This is a genomic window from Legionella quinlivanii (assembly GCF_900461555.1).
GTDB classification, from domain to species: Bacteria; Pseudomonadota; Gammaproteobacteria; order Legionellales; family Legionellaceae; genus Legionella_C; species Legionella_C quinlivanii.
In genome coordinates this window covers 2,741,752-2,761,242 of the sequence record NZ_UGOX01000001.1, presented here as the reverse complement: position 1 = coordinate 2,761,242, position 19,491 = coordinate 2,741,752, and the positions used below count along the sequence as shown (strand labels likewise).

The window sequence follows — 19,491 nt, the reverse complement described above, 5'->3', positions numbered from 1 at the left end:
GCATTATGTGGTATTTTTCCTGGATTTTGGGCACAGGTCTGGCATGCACTTTTGCAATATTAAATGCGATGTGGCTTGAGTTGCGGGTTAGTGATTCAAATCAGCCCGTGAATGATATCTGAAAAATGAGGTTAATAGTCTTCGAGTGGAAGATTCCCTCTCGAAGACTGTGCTGCCCGGTAGAACAACGTCAAACAAAGCTTAATTGCCGCCAGGCTTCATAAAGAATAATAGCGACCGAATTAGAAAGATTTAAGCTGCGGCTGTTTTCCTTCATCGGAATGCGAATGGCACTATAGCGCTCTCTTAATTCAGCAGGTAAACCACGAGTTTCCGGTCCGAATAGTAATAGATCGTCATTCTGATAGGTGATTTGATTATAGGGAACGCTGCCTTTGGTGGAACAGGCAAATATACGCCGGTTGCTATTTTGCTCAACAAATGCCGCTTCATTCTCATAGTGAATGACATTGGCCCATTCATGATAATCGAGACCCGCACGCCGCATGCGCTTGTCGTCCATTTCAAAACCAAGTGGATGAATCAGATGTAATTGCGCGCCAGTATTGGCGCACAACCGAATAATATTGCCGGTATTGGGTGGAATCTCAGGCTGATAAAGCGCAATATGCAACATATAAACTTAAACAAATGGAGATGGATTCGCCAATTTTACCTTATTCATCGACATAATCACTACCCAGACCCGAATTACTGCTTGCTTTCTCTCCGCTTTCACCGTTTTCTTCAACATACAAGGATTCCGAGTCACCAGTTTCCCCTTGTTCGCCAGTAATTCGATAATTGCGGTGCTGTAAGTAGGCATCGCGGATAAAGGCATATTTATCCAGGGCTTCATCCATAAGCCGTTCGGTGTCGAACAATTGGGAGCGCAAATCAACATATCTCACTCCAATAAGCGTATTCGTCAGAACAGTGCTGTCCAGATAAGGATAAGGCGTTAGCAGGGGGTATTCAAAGAGCATGCCCATACCATCGCGGAAAGTGCTTGGACCGAGGAATGGAATTACAATATAGGGAGATTCCTTATTTCCCCATTTTGCAAAGGTGAGGCCCAAATCATTACTGTGCGGCGGCAACCCCATTCGGCTGGCAGGGTCAAAAAATCCGGCGATACCTAAGGTGGAGTTAATCAGAAAGCGCCACGTGTCTTTGCCTGCTTGACGTAATTCTCCCTGCAGCAAATCATTGCCTACTGTTGGAATCATATTCACATTTTCATAGGCATTGTTAATGCTGGCGCGTACAGGTCCTGGTAAAACCGCTTTGTAAAGACGAGCCGGCGGTTTCAAAAATGTGGCATCAAATGCCATATTGAACTTGTGAGTCTCGCGATTAATGGATTCATAAGGGTCAACAGGATTAGGGCCTTTATGAATACAGGAGGCAAGCAGAAATGAGCTTGCACAAGTCGTTAAAGCTGCCATTAAACGCATGATATTTCAATTATTCCGAGTCATGGAAAGTTCATGTTACCACTATCTCTGGATCCGCCACAATATGGAAAAACTATTTAAAAATCCATCACAAAGGTTACCGGTCCATCGTTACAGAGGTGGACCTGCATATTGGCTCCAAATTTCCCTTTTGCTACTCTTGAGTATTTCTGATTAGCCAGTTCAACCAGTTCGCTGAATAAAGCTCTGGCCTGATTTGGAGAGGCGGCATTGGAAAAGCTGGGCCTTAAGCCTTTTCGTGTTTCTGCGAGCAGGGTAAACTGAGGAACCAGTAACAAGCCGCCTTCAACCTGCTGCAGATTTAAATTCATTTTTCCTTGCATATCACAAAAGATGCGGTAATTAAGGCATTTTTCAAGCATGGTTTCCAGGGTGGCGCTGTTGTCTGTCGGACCAAAACCGCATAAAATCAGAAGACCATGCTCAATCTGACCGATTATCTGCTGTTCGACTTCTACACGTGCTTCACGAACTACCTGAATAACCGTCAGCATGCGTCTAATCTCTGGCGAGACATTTCCTTGCTTGCGCATATTAGCGCATCAATAATTCCTGCCTCCCTGTCTGAATGGCCTGCATCGCGCACAATGCTTAAATTGGAAGCGGGCAGAGCCTGATGCAATGTCAAGGCACCTGATAAAGGGCATACCATGTCATAACGTCCATGAATCAGATAGGCCGGGATATGGCGCAGTTTACTGGCATTCTTAAGTACCTGATTCTCTTCAATAAAATAGCGATTATTAATATAATGGGTTTCGAGGGTAGCGAGGGTCAGGGCAAAATGCGGGTCGCTATACTGATCAATTAAGTTTTGATGCGGTTGCAGGCTGCTGCAGCGAGCCAGCCAAAGCGTCCAGTTTTTTGCAGCGGACATACGCCCCAATTCATTAGGTCCCTGCAAGCGGCTAGTGTAATAAGCAGGCACTTCATCAAGCTGCGTCTCCGGAATAAGATGAGTAAACTCCTGCCAGTAATCGGGATAAACCAAATTAGCGCCCTGGCGATAAAACCAGTCAATATCCTGTTGTCTGCCTAAAAAAATACGATGTAATAACAAGCCGCAGATTTGCTGAGGATAGAGTTCGGCATACAATAATGCCAGTAAACTTCCCCAGCCTCCGCCTGACAAAACAAAGCGCTGAAGCCCCAGGTAATCCCGAATAGCATCGATATCGTCCATTAACGACTGTGTGGTGTTGTCGTTAAGTTCAAGATGCGGAGTGGAGCGGCAGCAACCACGCTGATCAAATAGAATAATGCGATAAATCTGCGGATCAAAAAAACGCCTGAGATAGGCGTCACCTCCAGCCCCTGGCCCTGGATGCAATACTATAACCGGCAAACCTTCGGGATTTCCTGTTTCCTCAACATACAATACATGGGGGTGGGCAACGGGGAGCTCATGGACATAGTAGGGTTTAATGGGTGGATATAAGCTATGCATAGTTTTACTCGTCTTCCTTTTTACTAATCATATACTTGTTTGTCTGAATTGGAAAACATTCCATAAATATTGCTTTAACTCCACTAAATTTAAGATAATAGCTCATTTTTTTGAAGTGGGAGTCATGCATGACGGTAGAAACATTAACAAAGGGTTTGAATCAAAAACAATATGAAGCCGTCACTGCTGCTTTGAAGAATGTTCTGGTTTTAGCGGGTGCTGGCAGTGGGAAAACACGAGTACTGGTAAGTCGGATAGCATGGATGGTGTCACAGTATAATATGCCCTTTTCATCTATTCTGGCCGTGACCTTTACGAATAAGGCCGCGGGAGAAATGCGCAGCCGGCTCGCTCAGATTTTTAACAGTCCGGTTCATGGTTTATGGGTAGGCACATTCCACGGGCTCTGCCATCGCATGTTGCGCCGCCATTATGAAAGAGCGCGTCTTCCGGAAACCTTTCATATTCTTGATAGTGACGATCAGGCTCGTCTGCTGAAGCGCGTTATAGCCTCCCTCAATCTCGATGAAGAGCAATGGCCGGTAAAGCAGGCTCAATCCTTTATTAATGGTAAAAAAGACGAGGGCCTGCGTCCCTCGCATATTCATGCGCAAAGCTATGGACCTACCCGAACGCTGATTCGTATTTATGAGGCTTATGAGCAAGCATGTCAGAACGCAGGCGTCATTGATTTTGCCGAGATCCTGCTCAGAACGCATGAATTGCTGCGTAATAATCCGGATATCCTTGAGCATTATCGCCAGCGATTTAACGCCATTTTAGTGGATGAGTTTCAGGACACCAACACCATTCAATATGCCTGGATTCGCTTATTAGCCGGTGATCAGGCGGTGGTTATGGCAGTGGGAGATGATGATCAGTCGATCTATGGCTGGCGGGGGGCGAAAGTTGAAAATATCGCTCAGTTTGTCAGGGATTATCCCAATACGGAGACGATTCGTCTGGAGCAGAATTACCGCTCTACGTCAACCATCCTTGAAGCGGCTAACGCCTTAATTACCAACAACAAGTCTCGAATGGGTAAGGAGCTGTGGACAGAGGGACGAGCTGGTGAAAAGATTGTCGTTTACAGCGCTTTTAATGAGCTGGATGAAGCACGCTTTATCAGTGATCGCATTAGTCTTGCTTTGAGTCAGGGACGCAGTGCCGATGAGGTGGCCATTTTGTATCGCTCCAATGCGCAATCCCGTGTTTTGGAAGAAGCATTGCTGCATGCCGGAATTGCTTATCGAATTCATGGGGGGCTGCGCTTTTTTGAACGGGCTGAAATTAAGGACGCACTGGCTTATATGCGTTTGATGGCCAATTCAAACGACGATACCGCGTTTGAGCGGGTGGTTAATTTTCCGACACGCGGTATTGGTGAAAAAACATTGGATGAGCTGCGCCATTTGGCTAAAACAGAGCAAATCTCACTTTGGCAGGCAGCTGAGCTGTTAATTAATAACTCCACACTGACTCAGCGGGCAAGCAGTGCCCTGGCCCGTTTTCTGGATTTAATAAAAGATCTTCAACAGCGGATTGCAGGGCTTGAACTCGATGAGCAATTCAATGAAGTCATCAATTTAAGCGGCCTGTATGCTCATTTCGCGAAAGTGAAGGGAGATAAGTCTGAATCGCGCCTGGATAACCTTCAGGAGTTAATTAGTGCTGCCAAACAATTTCGCTATGAGCAGGATGATTATGATGAGGAATTACCTTTATTAGTTGCGTTTTTAGCTCATGCTTCGCTCGAAGCGGGCGAAATGCAGGCGGCAGAGCATGAGCGCTATGTTCATCTGATGACCCTTCATGCGGCTAAGGGTTTGGAGTTTCCGGTCGTGTTTTTAAGCGGAATGGAAGAAGGGGTATTTCCTGGGAAGCAGTCTATTGAGGAACCTGGACGGCTCGAGGAAGAAAGAAGATTATGCTACGTAGGAATGACTCGGGCAATGGAAGAGCTTTTTCTGACATATGCGGAAGTCAGGCGTCAGTATGGCCGTGAAGAGTATCATCGTCCTTCCCGCTTCCTGCGTGAACTACCCTCAGAGCTTTTACATGAATTAAGGGTAAAAACGCAATTCCAGAAGCCAGTTACTCCCAAAGCCATGACAGCCAGTTTGGCGGAAGAGGCCGGATTGCAATTAGGTCAGACAGTTTCTCATGCCAAATTTGGAACAGGGGTGGTTATTTCTGTGGAAGGAAACGGGGCGCATACGCGTGTACAGGTTAAATTCAAAAGCCATGGAATAAAATGGCTCGTGCTTGCTTACGCCAATCTGACACCGCAAGAGGTTTAAAATTAACTTGAAATTAAAATCTGCTGATGCTACGGTTCATCCGGAAAATTGAAACAGGTGGCTCCAAGTTCATGTGATCGGAGCACCAGCAATGTGGACTATTAATTAAGGGGATTTTCGTGAAATTTTCAGGACTGTTAACAGCTGGCGCATTAATTACTGCAATGTTTTCTCCAATGGCTATGGCAGATAGCAATACCGCAGCAGACACTGCCGCAACCGCTTCCATACCCGACGCGCAAAAGAAAGCGATGGAGCAGGTCATTCATGATTATTTGGTTAATAATCCCGAAGTGTTGATTGAAGCTTCCCAGGCATTGCAGCAAAAACAACAGCAAAACATGCAGCAACAGGCCCAGGCAGCAATTCAAACCAATGCGAACGATTTGTTCAGCGACAAATTAACTGTATTGGGTAATCCCAATGGCAATGTCACCCTGGTTGAATTTTTTGATTATCAGTGTATCCATTGCAAAAAAATGGCGCCTATTGTTGGTGGATTGATACAGAAAGATCCTAACCTGCGCGTTATTTACAAAGAATTCCCTATTTTTGGAAAAAGCTCTGAACAGGCCTCCCGCGCTGCTTTAGCGGCTGCGATGCAGGGCAAATACAAAGCAATGCATGATGCCTTGTTTAATCAGGATCAAAAAGTGACTGATCAAAGCATTAATGATGCAGCGAAAGCGGCTGGTCTGGATATGACCAAGTTTGCTGCGGATATGAATAGCAAAACAGTAACAGATGCTTTGGAAGCTAACCGTCAATTAGCTGAAAAACTGCATTTAATGGGAACGCCTGCATTTATCGTTGCATCGACACCCAATGGCAGCTTTAAAGCAGGCAGTGAGCCAGCGTTTATTCCTGGTGCCGCCAGTGAAGAGGCTTTAATTGACCTGATTAAGAAAGCGGGAAGTAATTAAGCGTTGTTTGCTGGTATAGGCCAGCCCTTTATAAGGGCTGACCTATGTACCAATAAATTGATTAATATCATTTCTACGTCCCGCGACTTGTTTCATAGGTATCTACCCATCACCCCTACGCCCTGCGGCTTGTCCGCAGGGTCCAGTGTTTCTCTATAAGATTGCTGGATCCCTCGGACAAGCCGAGGGACGTAGAAGCGAGGAGCAGACTTTGTTTTCAGAGCTGTGTAGATACCTATGGACTTTTCGCGCGATCCATGAGTCCGCCTGGCTCCCTGGATTCAGCGAATAAACCGCAGAACGCAGAAGTCAGAAATTGCTTAAGAAGAAACTTCTTTTAGCAATGTCATATTTGCTACACTTTGCTGAAACATAGAGTAATGAGATAAGAATGAATAAACCATCGACTTTCCAGGACATTATTTTGACTTTGCAACAATTCTGGGCCAATCAGGGATGCGTGATATTACAACCCCTGGACATGGAAGTCGGTGCCGGCACTTTTCATCCGGCAACATTCCTGAGAGCCATTGGCCCGGAGCCTTGGGCTGCGGCATATGTCCAGCCGTCCAGAAGGCCGGCTGACGGGCGTTATGGGGATAATCCTAATCGCGTGCAGCATTATTATCAGTTTCAGGTGATTTTGAAGCCGTCTCCACTGGATATTCAGGAAAAGTATCTTGATTCACTGCGCGCTCTGGGAGTTGATCCTTTAACCGATGATATTCGGTTCGTAGAAGACAATTGGGAGTCTCCTACTTTAGGTGCCTGGGGATTAGGCTGGGAAGTCTGGCAAAATGGAATGGAGGTTTCTCAGTTTACGTATTTCCAGCAGGTCGGCGGCTTAAGCTGTAAACCGGTCACTGGAGAACTCACTTATGGTCTTGAGCGTATCGCAATGGCCGTTTTAGGGGTAGACAATCTTTTTGATTTGCCCTGGTGCAAGACTCAGGATAAAACAGTGACCTATGGCGATGTGTTTCATCAGAACGAAGTGGAAATGTCAGCCTATAATTTTGAGCATGCGAATGTGGAAGCCTTATTCAGTCAGTTTGATTACTACGAAACCGAGGCTGAAAAATTAATTGCACTGGGCTTGCCTTTACCGGCTTATGAAATGGTTATCAAAGCGTCACATGCCTTTAATTTACTGGATGCGAGACATGCCATATCGGTGACTGAGAGACAGCGCTATATTTTGCGTGTGCGCCAACTATCAAGGTCGGTTGCACAGACTTACTATCAGGCACGTGAAGCCTTGGGCTTTCCTTTATTGAAGGTGTAAACATGGTCAATGATTTTTTATTTGAATTAGGTTGTGAAGAGTTGCCCTCCGGCTCTGTTTTGCCTCTTTCCCGAGAACTAGCCTGTAACATAAAGGATGCACTGGAAAAAGCCGAAATTGCTTATGGTGAAATTAAATCATTTGCTACGCCAAGGCGCCTTGCTGTCCTGATAAGCAAAGTGGCTAGAGAACAGCCCTCTCAAACCTCGGTCAAAAGAGGCCCGGCAGTGGCGGCGGCTTATGATGCCGAGGGTAAATTTAGTCCTGCACTGCTAGGATTTGCGCGCTCTTGCGGAGTTGATGTTGAACAGCTTAGCCGCAGCAAAACCGATAAGGGCGAATGGTTTGTTTATGAAAGTCATTCCCCCGGAGCACCCAGCGAAACCTTACTGCCTGCACTGGTCCAACAGGCATTGGCGAATTTGCCGATACCAAAACCTATGCGCTGGGGAACAGGTGATGATGAGTTTTCTCGACCTGTTCACTGGGCTGTCATGCTTTGGGGTAAGCAAATCATTAAAGCAAGCATTTTTGGTATGGCAACAGGACGCATCACCTATGGACATCGCTTTCATCACCCTCACGCTGTTCAAATAGACCAGCCTGCCGATTATGAACAAGCTTTACATAGTGCGTCGGTTGTTGCTGACTTTGGCAAACGCCGTCAATTAATTGTTGATCAGATTGAAAAAACAGCAGCAGAGGCCAGAGGAACAGCCATCATGCCCGAAGAGCTGGTGGATGAGGTGACCTCAATTGTAGAATGGCCACAGGCCTTATTAGCCAGTTTTGATCCGGCTTTTCTGAATGTTCCACCCGAAGCATTAATCGCTTCTATGCAATCACACCAGAAATGTTTCGCTTTAAAAGATGAAAGCCAGCAGTTGATGCCCTTATTTATCGCAATTTCAAATATCGAAAGCAAAAAGCCGAAACAGGTAATCGCGGGTAATGAAAAGGTCATGCGCGCGCGTTTGAGTGACGCTGCTTTCTTTTTTGAACAGGATAAAAAGCAGACACTTTCCCGACATCTCGATTCAATTTCAAAAGTAATTTTTCAGGCAAAACTGGGTAGTCTGCTCGATAAATCGCTCCGCATTCAAGGGATTATGGAACATCTCATAAAGCCTCTGGGTTTAGACAGAGAACAGGCAATGCGTGCAGCAGAGCTTAGCAAGTGTGATTTGATGACCGGTATGGTTGGTGAGTTCCCTGAATTACAGGGCCTTATGGGATACTATTATGCCCGGCATGATGGTGAAAAGCTGGATGTTGCTGTCGCTCTTAATGAACAATATCTACCGCGCTTTGCGGGTGATGGCCTCCCACAGTCTTCTCTTGGTCTCGCACTGTCTTTGGCCGATCGTCTGGATACCCTGGTTGGAATTTTCGCGATTGGGCAGAAGCCTACTGGTATGAAAGATCCGTTCAAGTTGCGACGGCATGCTCTAGCTATTGTACGTATGCTGGTGAGTAATAACACCGAGTTGAATCTTTCGGAATTAATTGAGGCTTCCATCAGCGCTTATGGCCGTCTGATTAATGCCAATGAGCCGGCTTTGAAAGAAATTCAAGCTTTTATTCTGGAACGCTTGAATTCCTATTATCAAGCGCAAGCTGTGAGCAATGATATTGTACTGGCAGTTCGTGCCCGCCAGGCTGACAATCTCTACGATTTTGAGCAGCGAGTTCAGGCATTGCTTCATTTTATTAACTTGCCCGAAGCGAGCTCCCTGTCAGCGGCCTGTAAGCGTGTCAGCAATATTCTGCAGCAGCAAAGCAATCATATGCATGTGGATTCCAGCCTGTTTTCAGAAGTTGCTGAACAGCATCTTTATGCTTCTCTTCTCGAAGTCGAGGAGCGATCCAAAAGCTGGCAGGAAACTAAAAAATATTCGCTGATATTAAATCAGTTAGCCGGCTTGAAAACTGCAGTTGATGCATTTTTTGAGCGAGTGATGGTTATGGTCGACGAAGAAAAAATCAAGGCTAATCGCTTGGCTTTGCTGAGTCGTTTACAGGTGCTGCTCCAGAGTGTAGCAGATATTTCGGTATTACAGACGGTATCATGAATAAAGTGATTCTGCTGGATCGGGATGGTATTATCAATTCCGATTCAATCAACTATATTCGCTGCGAGGATGATTTTAATTTCTTGCCAGGCAGCAAAGAGGCTATTGCCAGATTGACCCGGGCAGGTTATTTGCTGGGGGTTGCCACCAATCAGTCCGGCGTATCGCGTGGTTATTACACTGAAAAAACGCTGGAGCGGATACATCAGAAAATGCTTGGCGAGTTGCAGGCGGTGGGGGGTGAAATAGCCGCTATAGAATATTGCCTTCACATGCCAGATGAAGGCTGTTTGTGCCGTAAACCAGAGCCTGGTTTATTGCGACGCTTAGCCAAAAGGTTTTCTTGCTCTCTCGAAGGGGTTCCCTTCGTTGGCGACAGAGTATCCGATATCCAGGCCGCACTGGCAGCTGGCGCCACACCAGTTATGGTGTTATCGCCAATGACCGATCGGGTAGGACTAATGAATTATCCAGAAGTTCCTGTTTTCCACTCCTTACTGGAATATGTGGAAAGTTTGCAAGGACAGGGATGATTGAAAATTTATCTATCGCCTATGAAAATGCTCTGCAATATTCACAAGCGGAAGAATTGTCAAAGCGCTTGAATTTGCCCATCAATTTATCCGCAAGGAACCAGCTGCTTGTCGCCAGCAATGGTTTATCACTCAAAATTGCTCCTTTTTCAGCCCAGCAGGCGAGTTTTGACTTTAGCTATTGGCAAGCTCGAAAAAACGAGGGCAAAAAGCAGGGGCTGGTTCGTGCTTGCAAACCACAAGCCGGTTTGCGCATAATCGATGCCACAGCAGGTTGGGGGCGGGATGCAGCAGTCCTTGCTTCTTTTGGGGCAAGCGTTCTGATGCTGGAACGAAATCCGGTGATAGCGGTATTATTAGAGGATGCATTAATGCGCCGAGATCAAGGGTCTGAAAATGCTCTCCAATTATCAGTTCTCCACTGCGATGCGATTCATTTTTTGAATGAACTAAAGGAAGAGCAGTATCCTGATATCATTTATATCGATCCCATGCATCCGGTGCGTCAAAAAACGGCGCTTGTCAAAAAAGATTTGCAGGTGCTGCAGCAACTGATTGGCAGTGATTATGACGCAAATCAGTTATTGCAGATTGCCAGGAAAAGAGCCCGCAATAAAGTGGTTGTCAAATGGCCGCAATCCCTTCCTCCCTTGTTTCCGGCGAATTCTAATATTCCAGGTAAAACAATCCGTTTCGATGTGTATCTTCCAGTTCCCTGAAAACAGTTTGACAGGAAGAGCAATAAAAATGATATAATTGCTCGCAATTTGATCATTTAGTATCTTGGTATGACTCCTCAAACCTTAATTGAACTGTATATTAAACAAAAAAATAAAGCCCGTTTTTCAACAAGTAAGATTTTCCAGGAAGGATACAAAAAAGCATTTCAAGAGGCTACAGCTGATGTTGAAATTGTGGCTAGCGATGAATTTGCACCCCCACTTTTTGAAGGTCAGCCTTCAATTCCTTTTGTGCTCTTTAAGCCTAAAACGGTCAATGCTGAGCGTCCAGCCCCTTTGATTATTCATACGCATGGTGGTCCGAATGTATACATGTCAAAGGATAATTTGCATGCCGAAATTGCTTACTTTCTCACACATGGTTTTGTTGTAGCCTGTCCTAATTATCGCGGCAGTACTGATTATCCTGTTGAAGGGAAAGAAAAGGAAGATTGGTTAAAATGGAAAGATTTGGCTAAAGATAAACATCATATCTATGGGCCGCAGGATATTTACGCAGTGACTCAGTATATGCTTGCAATGGGGTTTATTAATAGTCCCAAGGCAATTCTTAGAGGGGGTAGTTTTGGCTCATTCATCAATGCGCACTTGTTAGCGCAGGTTAAGAAAGGGATTTTTGAAAATCTGTTTAGCGGCGCCCATTTTAGCGGCGGCGTTAAATATCCACATGCCAGTTCGATGCCAACTGATATTCCCATTCTGATAACCCACTCAGAAAAAGACGATATTGCTCCCTATTCCGATGCACAAATCTTTATGGAGCATTTGTTATTACAGCATTTGTCCATTCAGATTGAGGGTAAAGATACGGCAGCCTTGCAAACCTATGTTGCCACAAGAGGCGATCATCACATGATTGATCCGGATCTGGGAGTGGGGCTTATTTATAATCCAACGTCATTAGCAGAACTAACCAGCTACATTATTTATACTACTTCTTTCGTTCATTCACTAGTCGACGGTAATACATTCCAGAATGTAGATTGCTATGATCAATATAAACAATTAATGTCAAACCGTGCTGAAAAACCGGAAGACCAGGCGTATTTGATTGTGAATCAGGCGCGAATTGTTGAACGCTTACGAGCGACCCCCTTTACAGAAGAGCCGCCACAACCCGAACCTGCTCCATTTGATAAACTTCAATCGGCTTCATCCTATACACCTACTACAGGCTTGTTAAAACTATATTTGGGAGACCATTATACTGGTGATGTCAGAACGGATTTCACCTGGTTTTTAAAGCATTGTTTTCGGCCAGTTAATTGGACAGCAACCAAAGAGGTGCTGACTGATGCGGGTAAACAAATGCTGGAAAACGAACAGTTTGTCGATCAGATAGTGACGATGATTGAGCGAGAGAAAAGTTTTCTGGCAGAGCATCCGGATTATGTGCCCCTTTATCACACCGCTGAATATTCCAGCATGCAACTCTATTGCTTTATTAATTTGTGGATCAAGACTTTGAGAGCAGAATTAACCAATCGTTTATCTACTATCACTGAAATGCGATTAGTTAATTTTATAAAAAACAGTATTGATAATATTGATATTTTTCTTCTGAAATGGCGCCGCTTGCATAGTAATGGCGAGACTTTCAATAATATTTTAGGCGCTCCGGACAGAATAGCCGCTTGCAATCCTTCTTCTATCTCAAATTCACACAGTACGGCCTCCTCATCGCTATGGTGGTATTTTAAAGCAGCCTATGGGGAGCGGACTCCATTTGATGAACTGTTTGGTGATTTTTTCAGAATATTGGAAATCTATTCCCCACAGCGTTGCGCGCGCTATAAACATTTTTTTGAAAGAGCCTATCATGGGTTACAGGGAAAACCGCAGGCTCTGATGCAGCAAATATTTCTCCCTAAAAAACTGGCTCATAAAAAATCGTATATGTGTCAGATATGGGGAGAAGAGTTTTCTCATAATGATATGGAGCTTTCCTCTCCCAACAGCCTTGAGTTATTAAGAAGTGACCCTGAACAATTTGAAATGAAGCTTCGTGAACAGAAGCATGCTTTTCAAAATTTTGGAAATTGTCCTGGATTTGGTGATACAGATAATGGGTTCAAATACGCCGGCTTGTTGCAAAATCGCTGGATGGCCGGTGAGCTTGAGGGTGTGGTGATTTATTCACATTTTCGCGATGAAAAACAGCATCAAGCCTTTGTAGCCGAACTAAGTGAATTGGTGTTAGAAGACTTTTCAGATTTTCTTGCCAATGCCACTGACTTGCACGACTCAGTGATACCTGGCACTTATCAAACCAAGCTTCGGCTTTACGAGGAATGGGGTTTATTTAAGAGGCCTACCCGAGTAAGCGATCATTTATTTTATAAACAACAGCTGCAGCTTTTCAGGGGAGAGGTCGAGAATCCGCAGGGTAAAACATTTGAATTGATTTTTCAGGTGGATAGAGATTCCAAGATTAAAATGCAGGAGCGTTTAAGGCAAACGAATGGCGGCGATCCTGGCAGCAAGCAGGTTTTCATTTACTCCCTTTGCCGGTATTTGAAGGGCTATACTTATTACGAACTTTTGGAAGAAATAGCGAAGAAGGCAATTCTTGAACCGGAAGAGAATTTAAAGAAAAAATATCCTCCAGACTATTTACGCTTCGCACCCAATAACTACCCTTATTTTATGAGCATGGTCCAGCAATTCAGCACCCCTGATGCAGTAGAAGCCTATGATCTCAGTTCCAATGGATATCATGAGTTTTATAAGTTATGCCACGATAAAATCAGAGGGCTTTCCTATCGAGACAGTGGTAAAGACGAAAGTGATTTTTTTCTTGAGACTTCCAAAGGTACTTGTTATGCGGTGGACCTATGGGATATGGAATTGTGGACTGCTATTGAATGTGCGCTAAGACATGCCAGGTTGTGTAAGGAAAAGAATAACGGACATGATGTTCGGTCCAGGGTAGAACGACTTTACTAGTTCAGGCTAGATCTTGAGCTTGCTACTGTAAGCGTCAGTATTACAAATATTGAGGCTTTTATCAGGCATAATATGCTCCCTGAGTTATGAATCACAACATTCGAGGCGCGCATTATTTGTTAAACTTTTTTTGATCGGGCTCTGGAATTTGATTTCCTTTTGGACCTTGCGATTTTTTAGTAATTTCGCCTGGTTTTTCCGTCTGATAGTTTCCCTGATGGTGGCTACTAGCCTCTTCGTTCTGAACGCTCACAGGTTTTTTATCATCCATGCGAATTCTCCTTACTTAGGGCTAATCAAAATGAATAAAGAGAGTAACTACATACTTAAGTTTATGGCGGTTCAGCGTAATTTTCAATTACACAGAGCAATAGATTAGCCTTTAAAGAAGGAGGGAGTTATAAACCGAGATAGTGTTCTCGCATGCAGAGATACGAGAACTCAGACAAAATCAGGCAGACATCGCTTTGATACGAGCACTCAGACGGCTTTTAATACGGGCTGCTTTATTCTTATGAATCAGGCCCTTGCCAGCCGCTTTGTCAATAACAGGTTGTGCTTTGGCATAAGCTGCTTTAGCTGCTTCATGGTCACCTGTTTCAACGGCTTTCAGTACATTTTTTACAAAAGTACGGTACATTGAGCGCGCACTGGCATTATGTTGGCGCAATTTAATGTTTTGACGGGCGCGTTTAATTGCTGACTTAATATTTGCCACTTAAAATCTCCACTCAGTAAGACAGCAGCCATTCGTTCGATTGAGGCTACGGACTATATATCAAAAGATGCTAATCATGCACAATGCACTCGATTTTGTCAATATTTATCAGGTCCAGGCAGGCATAAATTCCGATATTTCTGAAATGAAGTCTGCGGAGCATGAAATTGCAGAGTTAATTTAAGTTCTTTGTGTTCTTATTGTGATCATGGTGGCGGTAATGTGTTATAATGGCGCATTTTGTTTCCCTTAAGTCCAACATGAAAGTAAAATTTGAGAATTTCCAAAAATACACTATTTCTGTTTCCCTTCAGGAGGGGCGATTGCAGTTTAAGTTGCGCACAGCAACTGAGTCCTTTAGAACCAATGATTACCAGTTAACTGAGTCATTTAAGTCTTTGTCGACTTTTCCGGCTTCTCAGAATAACGAGCAGCTTCTCTGTACATTCATTCAAGAGCAGTTTAAAACTTTGAACCCCAGGCAGGTGGAAGTCGTTGATCTGAGGCCTTCAGGGAAAAAGGTCGTTCTCGGTGTATCTTATGGCCTGATGGGGGGCGTCACTAGTAATCAGATACTTCAATTGACATTTTCCGGGGTTCAGATGGTTGCTGCTGTGGCAGTGGGTGCTGTAAATCCTGTCGCGGGAGCTGTATTAATGAGCTCAGCGACTGGAACTGCCATAAAAGTGATACAGGATAAAAATTGCAGTACACGTGACTATTTTAAAACAGCTCTGATTAATGGAACTGCTGCTCTCGCGGGCGGCGGTCCTGCGGCTCTGGTTGGAGAAGGGTATAAGGCCATAATTTTGGCAGGCGCCTTGAGTCGACCTACTGCCAAAGTCATGGAAGCAGTAGTTGATAATAAGAAGCTGCCTTCTGGAAAGGAATTGATAGGTGAGGTGGTAGTTGGTGGAATTACGAATGTTGTGGGTAACAAAACCTCCGAGTGGACCTCGAAGGCCTCTCAAATTGTACTGAGTAAATTAATTAATCCTGCCAGCTCAGCATTCAAAGCGGTTGTTAACCAGTCACTTACCGCCGCGACCGCCGCAACCAGCAGCCAGGTGACTTCAACGCTAACTGAAAACATAATTCTTCAGCAGCCTTTGGGTAAGAACCTCGAGCCTGCTACTCTTGTTGCTACCGCACTGGCTTCAGGAGCTGCAGGTGGTATCCATGCCTATATGAATCATCAGGACAAAAGGGTCAAATTAACCGTTCAGGATGAGGATGGCAATGAGCGCGTTTTGTGGAGCGGCAGTGAGCAGGATTATGAGGATTACGACATTGCTGAGAAGGTCAAAGAATGGCAGGAAGTGATGGATCTCGATCAACTGACAGAGAGACTGGCAGAAATAACTGGTGAAAAAAGCTCAGGAAAAAGAAAAGCAGATGATGATGGCGATGAAATATCCCGGGCTAAAAGAGCCAAAGTCGAACCGCTTGTCCCTTTTGAAAAATGGGACGACTCCCTGACTGCGGAGAAATTAGTTAAGACCGAGCGGCATGCTGGAGGAGGTATACAGGCTATTGCTCAACGAATGGCTGATACTTTGGCCTGTAAGTTTTGGGGCGGGGATCCTGCCTATCATGATAGCGCTGCAAAAGAAGCGATGCGTATACAGTTTGAGAAAGATCAGGGCGGTAGTTCAAAAAGGCATGAAAAACGCCTGATCCGCTCGGCAACCCGATACATGGAATCCAATAGAGCTGAACCAGCTGCCAAAGCCTTACTCGCTCAATACGAATCTCAAAAACCAGTCACTGTACAAACGGTTAAATATTTGAATAGCGTGCCTCAAGCCAACCTCATAGTACAGATTTTTATAGAGAAAATTGACAAGGAATTTAAAAAAGCCGGATACGCGCCCCTGAATGGACAACAAAAAACGGAACTAACGATGATTTGCAATCAACATCTGGAAACCACTGCAACTGTCAGACAAAGGGATTCTTTTATTAATGCCTGTTTCGCAACAGCGGGAGGTAATTTTCCCCCAAATGAGATTGAGAAGGGCAGAGGAATTTTTGAACTGGCTCATAAAACTGCTGTGAATGTGGGCGAGCGTCGATTTGGCGGCTTGGAAGTGCAGCAACAGGAACGCGTCCATAAAAACAGAACCAAGGTGCTAAAGAGTGTTGTAAGAGTTGGCGAACAAGCCGTTAAAGAAGTATTTAAAGGCGGTGTGGGAGTTGGCGTGCAAACGAATGGTCAGGACGTGAAAGCAACGGTTGGAACGGCCAAACAGCCTGATGCCATCCCTGTATATAACTCAGGAGAGAAAGGCCAGTTCAGCAAGCAGTTGGATGAGGCAGTCAATAAGCCTACTCCTGCTCGAGAGCAGCCTGTATCAATGGATATCGAGGAAACAGTGCCTTTACAGAAACCGGCTCTGGCTGCAACACTGCCCGTATCGCTGAAAAGACCGGCTCTTCCTGAAAAAGCAAAGGATACTCCCCCTCAAAAGAAAGCGGCTAAAGAGAAAACAAGCGCTTCTTCGAGCAAAGCTGAACGTACCAAATTGACTATACCCACTAAAGAAAAACAAAAAGAAAAAGATAAGAAAGACAACTCTCGCTGGCGTGATCCCAAGACGGGTCGATATACCACAGCCCCTCAGAAACAAATTCCAACTGGCAGTATTGGTTTTTTTAATAAACCTGGTCTCAGCATCAGAGACGCTGATAGAACAGCAGCTGTATCAAACAGTGTTTCCTTTGTGGAGCCTGTAAGGCTGAGTGAAAATATTCAAGTGGAGTTGACGAAGTCGACCAGTGTATCGGCTGTCCAGGTCACTACGGAAAGCGGCATACCCTCTGTCAGTGTTGCTGCGTCCACCCGTCTTGAGGTTTTAAAAACCGAGGGTGGCAGCCGCGTGGATTTGTTTACTGGCGATGTCACTGGCAATGTATCCTCTGAGGGTTTCAATGTGGGTGCCCGGGTTTCTGCGGCAAAAGGGCAGACTTTTTTCCGGTCAAAGCCAAGTTGCAATCAGGATACCTGTACCACAGTAACCGTTGTGGCGGAGCTGAGCCTTCTCAGCGCGGGAGGAGAAATAGGATTTTCAAATAAAGAAAATAAAACGGGTGTCAAACTTGGAGTTGGGGTAGGGCCAATCGGTGCATCCACACAGATGATTATTGAAAAAAGCAAAAATAATGTGAATGGCTCAGTACAGGGTCCGGAGATGTCGGATATGATTGTTAAGTCAAGGATGAAATAATTGCAGATCGGTTACACGCTCTCTCCGTACCTCGGCTGATATCAGTTCCAATGGTACTTACATAAGATATTTGTCTACGTCCCTCGGCTTGTCCGAGGGACGTAGGGCTTAGGGTCATAAGTAAGTGTCATTAGACCAGGGCCCAACCTGCGTCTAATTGCAAAATTTCCTTAAGCTAATGGTAGTGAGCGTTAGACTCAGTTGGTAATTAATGGGATAATCATTCTTTCTTTAAAATCTGAATAATCATGTCTGCGACTGAGATAATGCTTCCAAAACAACAAAGTCTGCTGCGCTCAACCACACTGGTTTCCGTGATGACATTCATTTCAAGAATGACCGGTTTTGCCCGCGATGTGGTCATCGCTCAGCTTTTTGGTGCCGGGGCTGGAATGGACGCCTTTTTTGTAGCGTTTCGGATCCCCAATTTTATGCGGCGCTTATTTGCCGAAGGCGCATTCTCACAAGCGTTTGTTCCGGTTTTGGCTGAATATCAGCAAACGCAGTCCGTTGAGGATGTGCGGCTGTTTATCGCGCGCGTTTCGGGCCAATTATCCGCAGTGCTTTCGGTGGTCACTTTAATCGGCATTCTGGCAACGCCGCTGATTATTTTAATTTTTGCTCCCGGTTTTGGAGAGGGGAGTCCGCGAAGTCTTCTGGCCACAGAAATGCTGCGTATTACGTTTCCCTATCTGATGTTGGTTTCGCTAACCGCAATGGCGGGTGCTGTGTTAAACACCTATGGCTATTTTGCCATTCCAGCGATAACCCCTGTCATGTTAAATCTGAGTATGATCCTGGCGGCCTGGTATCTAAGCCCCATGTTGCCTCAGCCGGTAGTCGCACTGGCCTGGGGGGTATTTATTGCCGGTGTCGCCCAGTTTCTGTTTCAGCTGCCTTTTCTTTATAAAAGAACCTTATTGGTCAGACCCCGTCTAGCGCGAAAGGACGAAGGGGTTAAGCGGGTGATGAAATTGATGATTCCCGCTCTCTTTGGCGTTTCAATCGCACAGTTAAATTTAATGGTCGACTCGATTTTTGCCTCTTTTTTAAAGATAGGCTCTGTTTCCTGGCTTTATTACACTGATCGCTTAACTGATTTTCCTCTGGGTGTTTTTGGTGTGGCAATTGCCACAGTTATTTTGCCACATTTGTCACGCCGGCATGCCGAGCAAAACAATGAGCGCTATTCACGGGCACTGGATTGGGGATTAAGACTCATTTTATTAATTGGCTTGCCGGCAGGGATTGGTCTGGCTGTTTTTTCCATGCCCATGATTGCCTGTTGTTTTTCCTATGGGAAATTTAACTTGAATGATCTTCTGCAAACTCAAAAAAGCCTGATTGCATTGGGCAGCGGTGTGCCTGCTTTTATGATGATTAAAGTGCTCGCCTCAGGATTTTATGCCCGTCAGGATATTAAAACGCCGGTAAAAATCGGGGCCATCGCAATGGTGGTTAACAGTATTTTTTGTGCGGTATTAATCTGGCCCCTGGCCCATGCAGGCCTTGCGCTTTCTTCAACCCTTGCCGGTTATGTGAACTGTGGATTGCTTATTTTCCTTCTTTTGCGTAAAAAAATTTATCATCCGGCAAAAGCTTGGCTAAAATTTATAATGCAGTTGTTGTTTGCCAATACATTAATTGCTGTTTATCTCTATTATGCCAGTGGTGATGTCGAAACGTGGTTGCATCTTTCATCGGTTATGAGGCTCATGCTGCTGTTCGCTCATGTGGGTGCGGCAATTCTTATTTATTTTTCAGCACTGTATTTAACTGGTGTAAGACCCCGGCAATTTCGCGGATTAATTAAGGAGTAAGC

16 protein-coding genes are annotated in these 19,491 nt (G+C 45.0%); 10 read left to right on the top strand and 6 right to left on the bottom strand.

Annotated features, from left to right (window positions below; all coding sequences use genetic code 11):
* Positions 1 to 2: 2 nt before the first annotated feature.
* A complete protein-coding gene (cydX, locus tag DYH61_RS11725) occupies positions 3 to 122 on the top strand; it encodes a cytochrome bd-I oxidase subunit CydX (protein WP_200823615.1) in 120 nt (39 codons plus the stop codon).
* 68 nt (positions 123 to 190) lie between these two features.
* On the opposite strand, the gene trmL is transcribed toward cydX, so the two are convergent.
* From trmL to pip, 4 genes are all read right to left on the bottom strand, one after another.
* Complete coding sequence (gene trmL / locus DYH61_RS11720) at positions 191 to 637, bottom strand: tRNA (uridine(34)/cytosine(34)/5-carboxymethylaminomethyluridine(34)-2'-O)-methyltransferase TrmL (RefSeq protein WP_058507709.1); 447 nt, start codon at positions 635 to 637, stop codon at positions 191 to 193.
* Between the two features lie 40 nt (positions 638 to 677).
* Entirely contained in the window at positions 678 to 1,457 is a 780-nt protein-coding gene (locus DYH61_RS11715; RefSeq protein ID WP_058507708.1) for an MlaA family lipoprotein, read from the bottom strand.
* A 77-nt stretch (positions 1,458 to 1,534) separates the two neighbouring features.
* Entirely contained in the window at positions 1,535 to 1,972 is a 438-nt protein-coding gene (gene dtd, locus DYH61_RS11710) for a D-aminoacyl-tRNA deacylase (RefSeq protein WP_058507707.1), read from the bottom strand.
* Complete coding sequence (gene pip / locus DYH61_RS11705) at positions 1,966 to 2,925, bottom strand: prolyl aminopeptidase (RefSeq protein WP_058507706.1); 960 nt, start codon at positions 2,923 to 2,925, stop codon at positions 1,966 to 1,968. Before pip ends, dtd begins: the two co-directional genes overlap by 7 nt.
* Positions 2,926 to 3,053: 128 nt before the next feature.
* Here pip and uvrD point away from each other — a divergent pair, with 128 nt between their 5' ends.
* From uvrD to DYH61_RS11670, 7 genes are all read left to right on the top strand, one after another.
* Complete coding sequence (gene uvrD / locus DYH61_RS11700) at positions 3,054 to 5,225, top strand: DNA helicase II (RefSeq protein ID WP_058507705.1); 2,172 nt, start codon at positions 3,054 to 3,056, stop codon at positions 5,223 to 5,225.
* A 119-nt stretch (positions 5,226 to 5,344) separates the two neighbouring features.
* Positions 5,345 to 6,148 (top strand): DsbA family protein, encoded by an 804-nt coding sequence (locus tag DYH61_RS11695; protein WP_058507704.1) that lies wholly within the window; start codon positions 5,345 to 5,347, stop codon positions 6,146 to 6,148.
* Positions 6,149 to 6,539: 391 nt separating this feature from the next.
* Positions 6,540 to 7,433, top strand: a complete 894-nt coding sequence (glyQ, locus tag DYH61_RS11690) for a glycine--tRNA ligase subunit alpha (RefSeq protein ID WP_058507703.1) — start codon at positions 6,540 to 6,542, stop codon at positions 7,431 to 7,433.
* 2 nt (positions 7,434 to 7,435) lie between these two features.
* Complete coding sequence (gene glyS, locus DYH61_RS11685) at positions 7,436 to 9,505, top strand: glycine--tRNA ligase subunit beta (RefSeq protein WP_058507702.1); 2,070 nt, start codon at positions 7,436 to 7,438, stop codon at positions 9,503 to 9,505.
* Positions 9,502 to 10,038 carry a D-glycero-beta-D-manno-heptose 1,7-bisphosphate 7-phosphatase gene (gmhB, locus tag DYH61_RS11680; protein ID WP_058507701.1) on the top strand — a complete coding sequence of 179 codons (537 nt, stop codon included), beginning with the start codon at positions 9,502 to 9,504 and terminating at the stop codon, positions 10,036 to 10,038. Before glyS ends, gmhB begins: the two co-directional genes overlap by 4 nt.
* Positions 10,035 to 10,757, top strand: coding sequence for a class I SAM-dependent methyltransferase (locus DYH61_RS11675; protein ID WP_058507700.1), 723 nt, complete (start codon positions 10,035 to 10,037; stop codon positions 10,755 to 10,757). The genes gmhB and DYH61_RS11675 overlap by 4 nt, the downstream gene beginning before the upstream one ends.
* 69 nt (positions 10,758 to 10,826) lie before the next feature.
* On the top strand, positions 10,827 to 13,724 hold the full coding sequence (locus DYH61_RS11670) for an alpha/beta hydrolase family protein (protein ID WP_058507699.1): 2,898 nt from the start codon (positions 10,827 to 10,829) through the stop codon (positions 13,722 to 13,724).
* Positions 13,725 to 13,836: 112 nt separating this feature from the next.
* On the opposite strand, the gene DYH61_RS15675 is transcribed toward DYH61_RS11670, so the two are convergent.
* A complete protein-coding gene (locus DYH61_RS15675; protein ID WP_157072296.1) occupies positions 13,837 to 13,995 on the bottom strand; it encodes a hypothetical protein in 159 nt (52 codons plus the stop codon).
* Positions 13,996 to 14,175: 180 nt separating this feature from the next.
* Positions 14,176 to 14,442: a 30S ribosomal protein S20 gene (gene rpsT / locus DYH61_RS11665; protein WP_058507698.1), complete on the bottom strand. Its 267-nt coding sequence runs from the start codon at positions 14,440 to 14,442 to the stop codon at positions 14,176 to 14,178.
* A 323-nt stretch (positions 14,443 to 14,765) separates the two neighbouring features.
* On the opposite strand from rpsT, the gene DYH61_RS11660 reads away from it, so the two are divergent.
* Positions 14,766 to 17,669, top strand: coding sequence for a hypothetical protein (locus DYH61_RS11660; RefSeq protein ID WP_133129067.1), 2,904 nt, complete (start codon positions 14,766 to 14,768; stop codon positions 17,667 to 17,669).
* Positions 17,670 to 17,917: 248 nt separating this feature from the next.
* A complete protein-coding gene (murJ, locus tag DYH61_RS11655; RefSeq protein WP_058507696.1) occupies positions 17,918 to 19,489 on the top strand; it encodes a murein biosynthesis integral membrane protein MurJ in 1,572 nt (523 codons plus the stop codon).
* Positions 19,490 to 19,491 lie beyond the last annotated feature (2 nt).

What these genes read in the sequence shown, in the direction of transcription:
- DYH61_RS11675 (WP_058507700.1), top strand. Translation starts at nt 10,035, where the DNA reads ATGATTGAAAATTTATCTATCGCCTATGAAAATGCTCTGCAATATTCA.
- DYH61_RS11670 (WP_058507699.1), top strand. Translation starts at nt 10,827, where the DNA reads ATGACTCCTCAAACCTTAATTGAACTGTATATTAAACAAAAAAATAAA.
- glyS (WP_058507702.1), top strand. Translation starts at nt 7,436, where the DNA reads ATGGTCAATGATTTTTTATTTGAATTAGGTTGTGAAGAGTTGCCCTCC.
- uvrD (WP_058507705.1), top strand. Translation starts at nt 3,054, where the DNA reads ATGACGGTAGAAACATTAACAAAGGGTTTGAATCAAAAACAATATGAA.
- trmL (WP_058507709.1), bottom strand. Translation starts at nt 637, where the DNA reads ATGTTGCATATTGCGCTTTATCAGCCTGAGATTCCACCCAATACCGGC.
- DYH61_RS11715 (WP_058507708.1), bottom strand. Translation starts at nt 1,457, where the DNA reads ATGCGTTTAATGGCAGCTTTAACGACTTGTGCAAGCTCATTTCTGCTT.
- dtd (WP_058507707.1), bottom strand. Translation starts at nt 1,972, where the DNA reads ATGCTGACGGTTATTCAGGTAGTTCGTGAAGCACGTGTAGAAGTCGAA.
- pip (WP_058507706.1), bottom strand. Translation starts at nt 2,925, where the DNA reads ATGCATAGCTTATATCCACCCATTAAACCCTACTATGTCCATGAGCTC.
- DYH61_RS15675 (WP_157072296.1), bottom strand. Translation starts at nt 13,995, where the DNA reads ATGGATGATAAAAAACCTGTGAGCGTTCAGAACGAAGAGGCTAGTAGC.
- glyQ (WP_058507703.1), top strand. Translation starts at nt 6,540, where the DNA reads ATGAATAAACCATCGACTTTCCAGGACATTATTTTGACTTTGCAACAA.
- murJ (WP_058507696.1), top strand. Translation starts at nt 17,918, where the DNA reads ATGTCTGCGACTGAGATAATGCTTCCAAAACAACAAAGTCTGCTGCGC.
- gmhB (WP_058507701.1), top strand. Translation starts at nt 9,502, where the DNA reads ATGAATAAAGTGATTCTGCTGGATCGGGATGGTATTATCAATTCCGAT.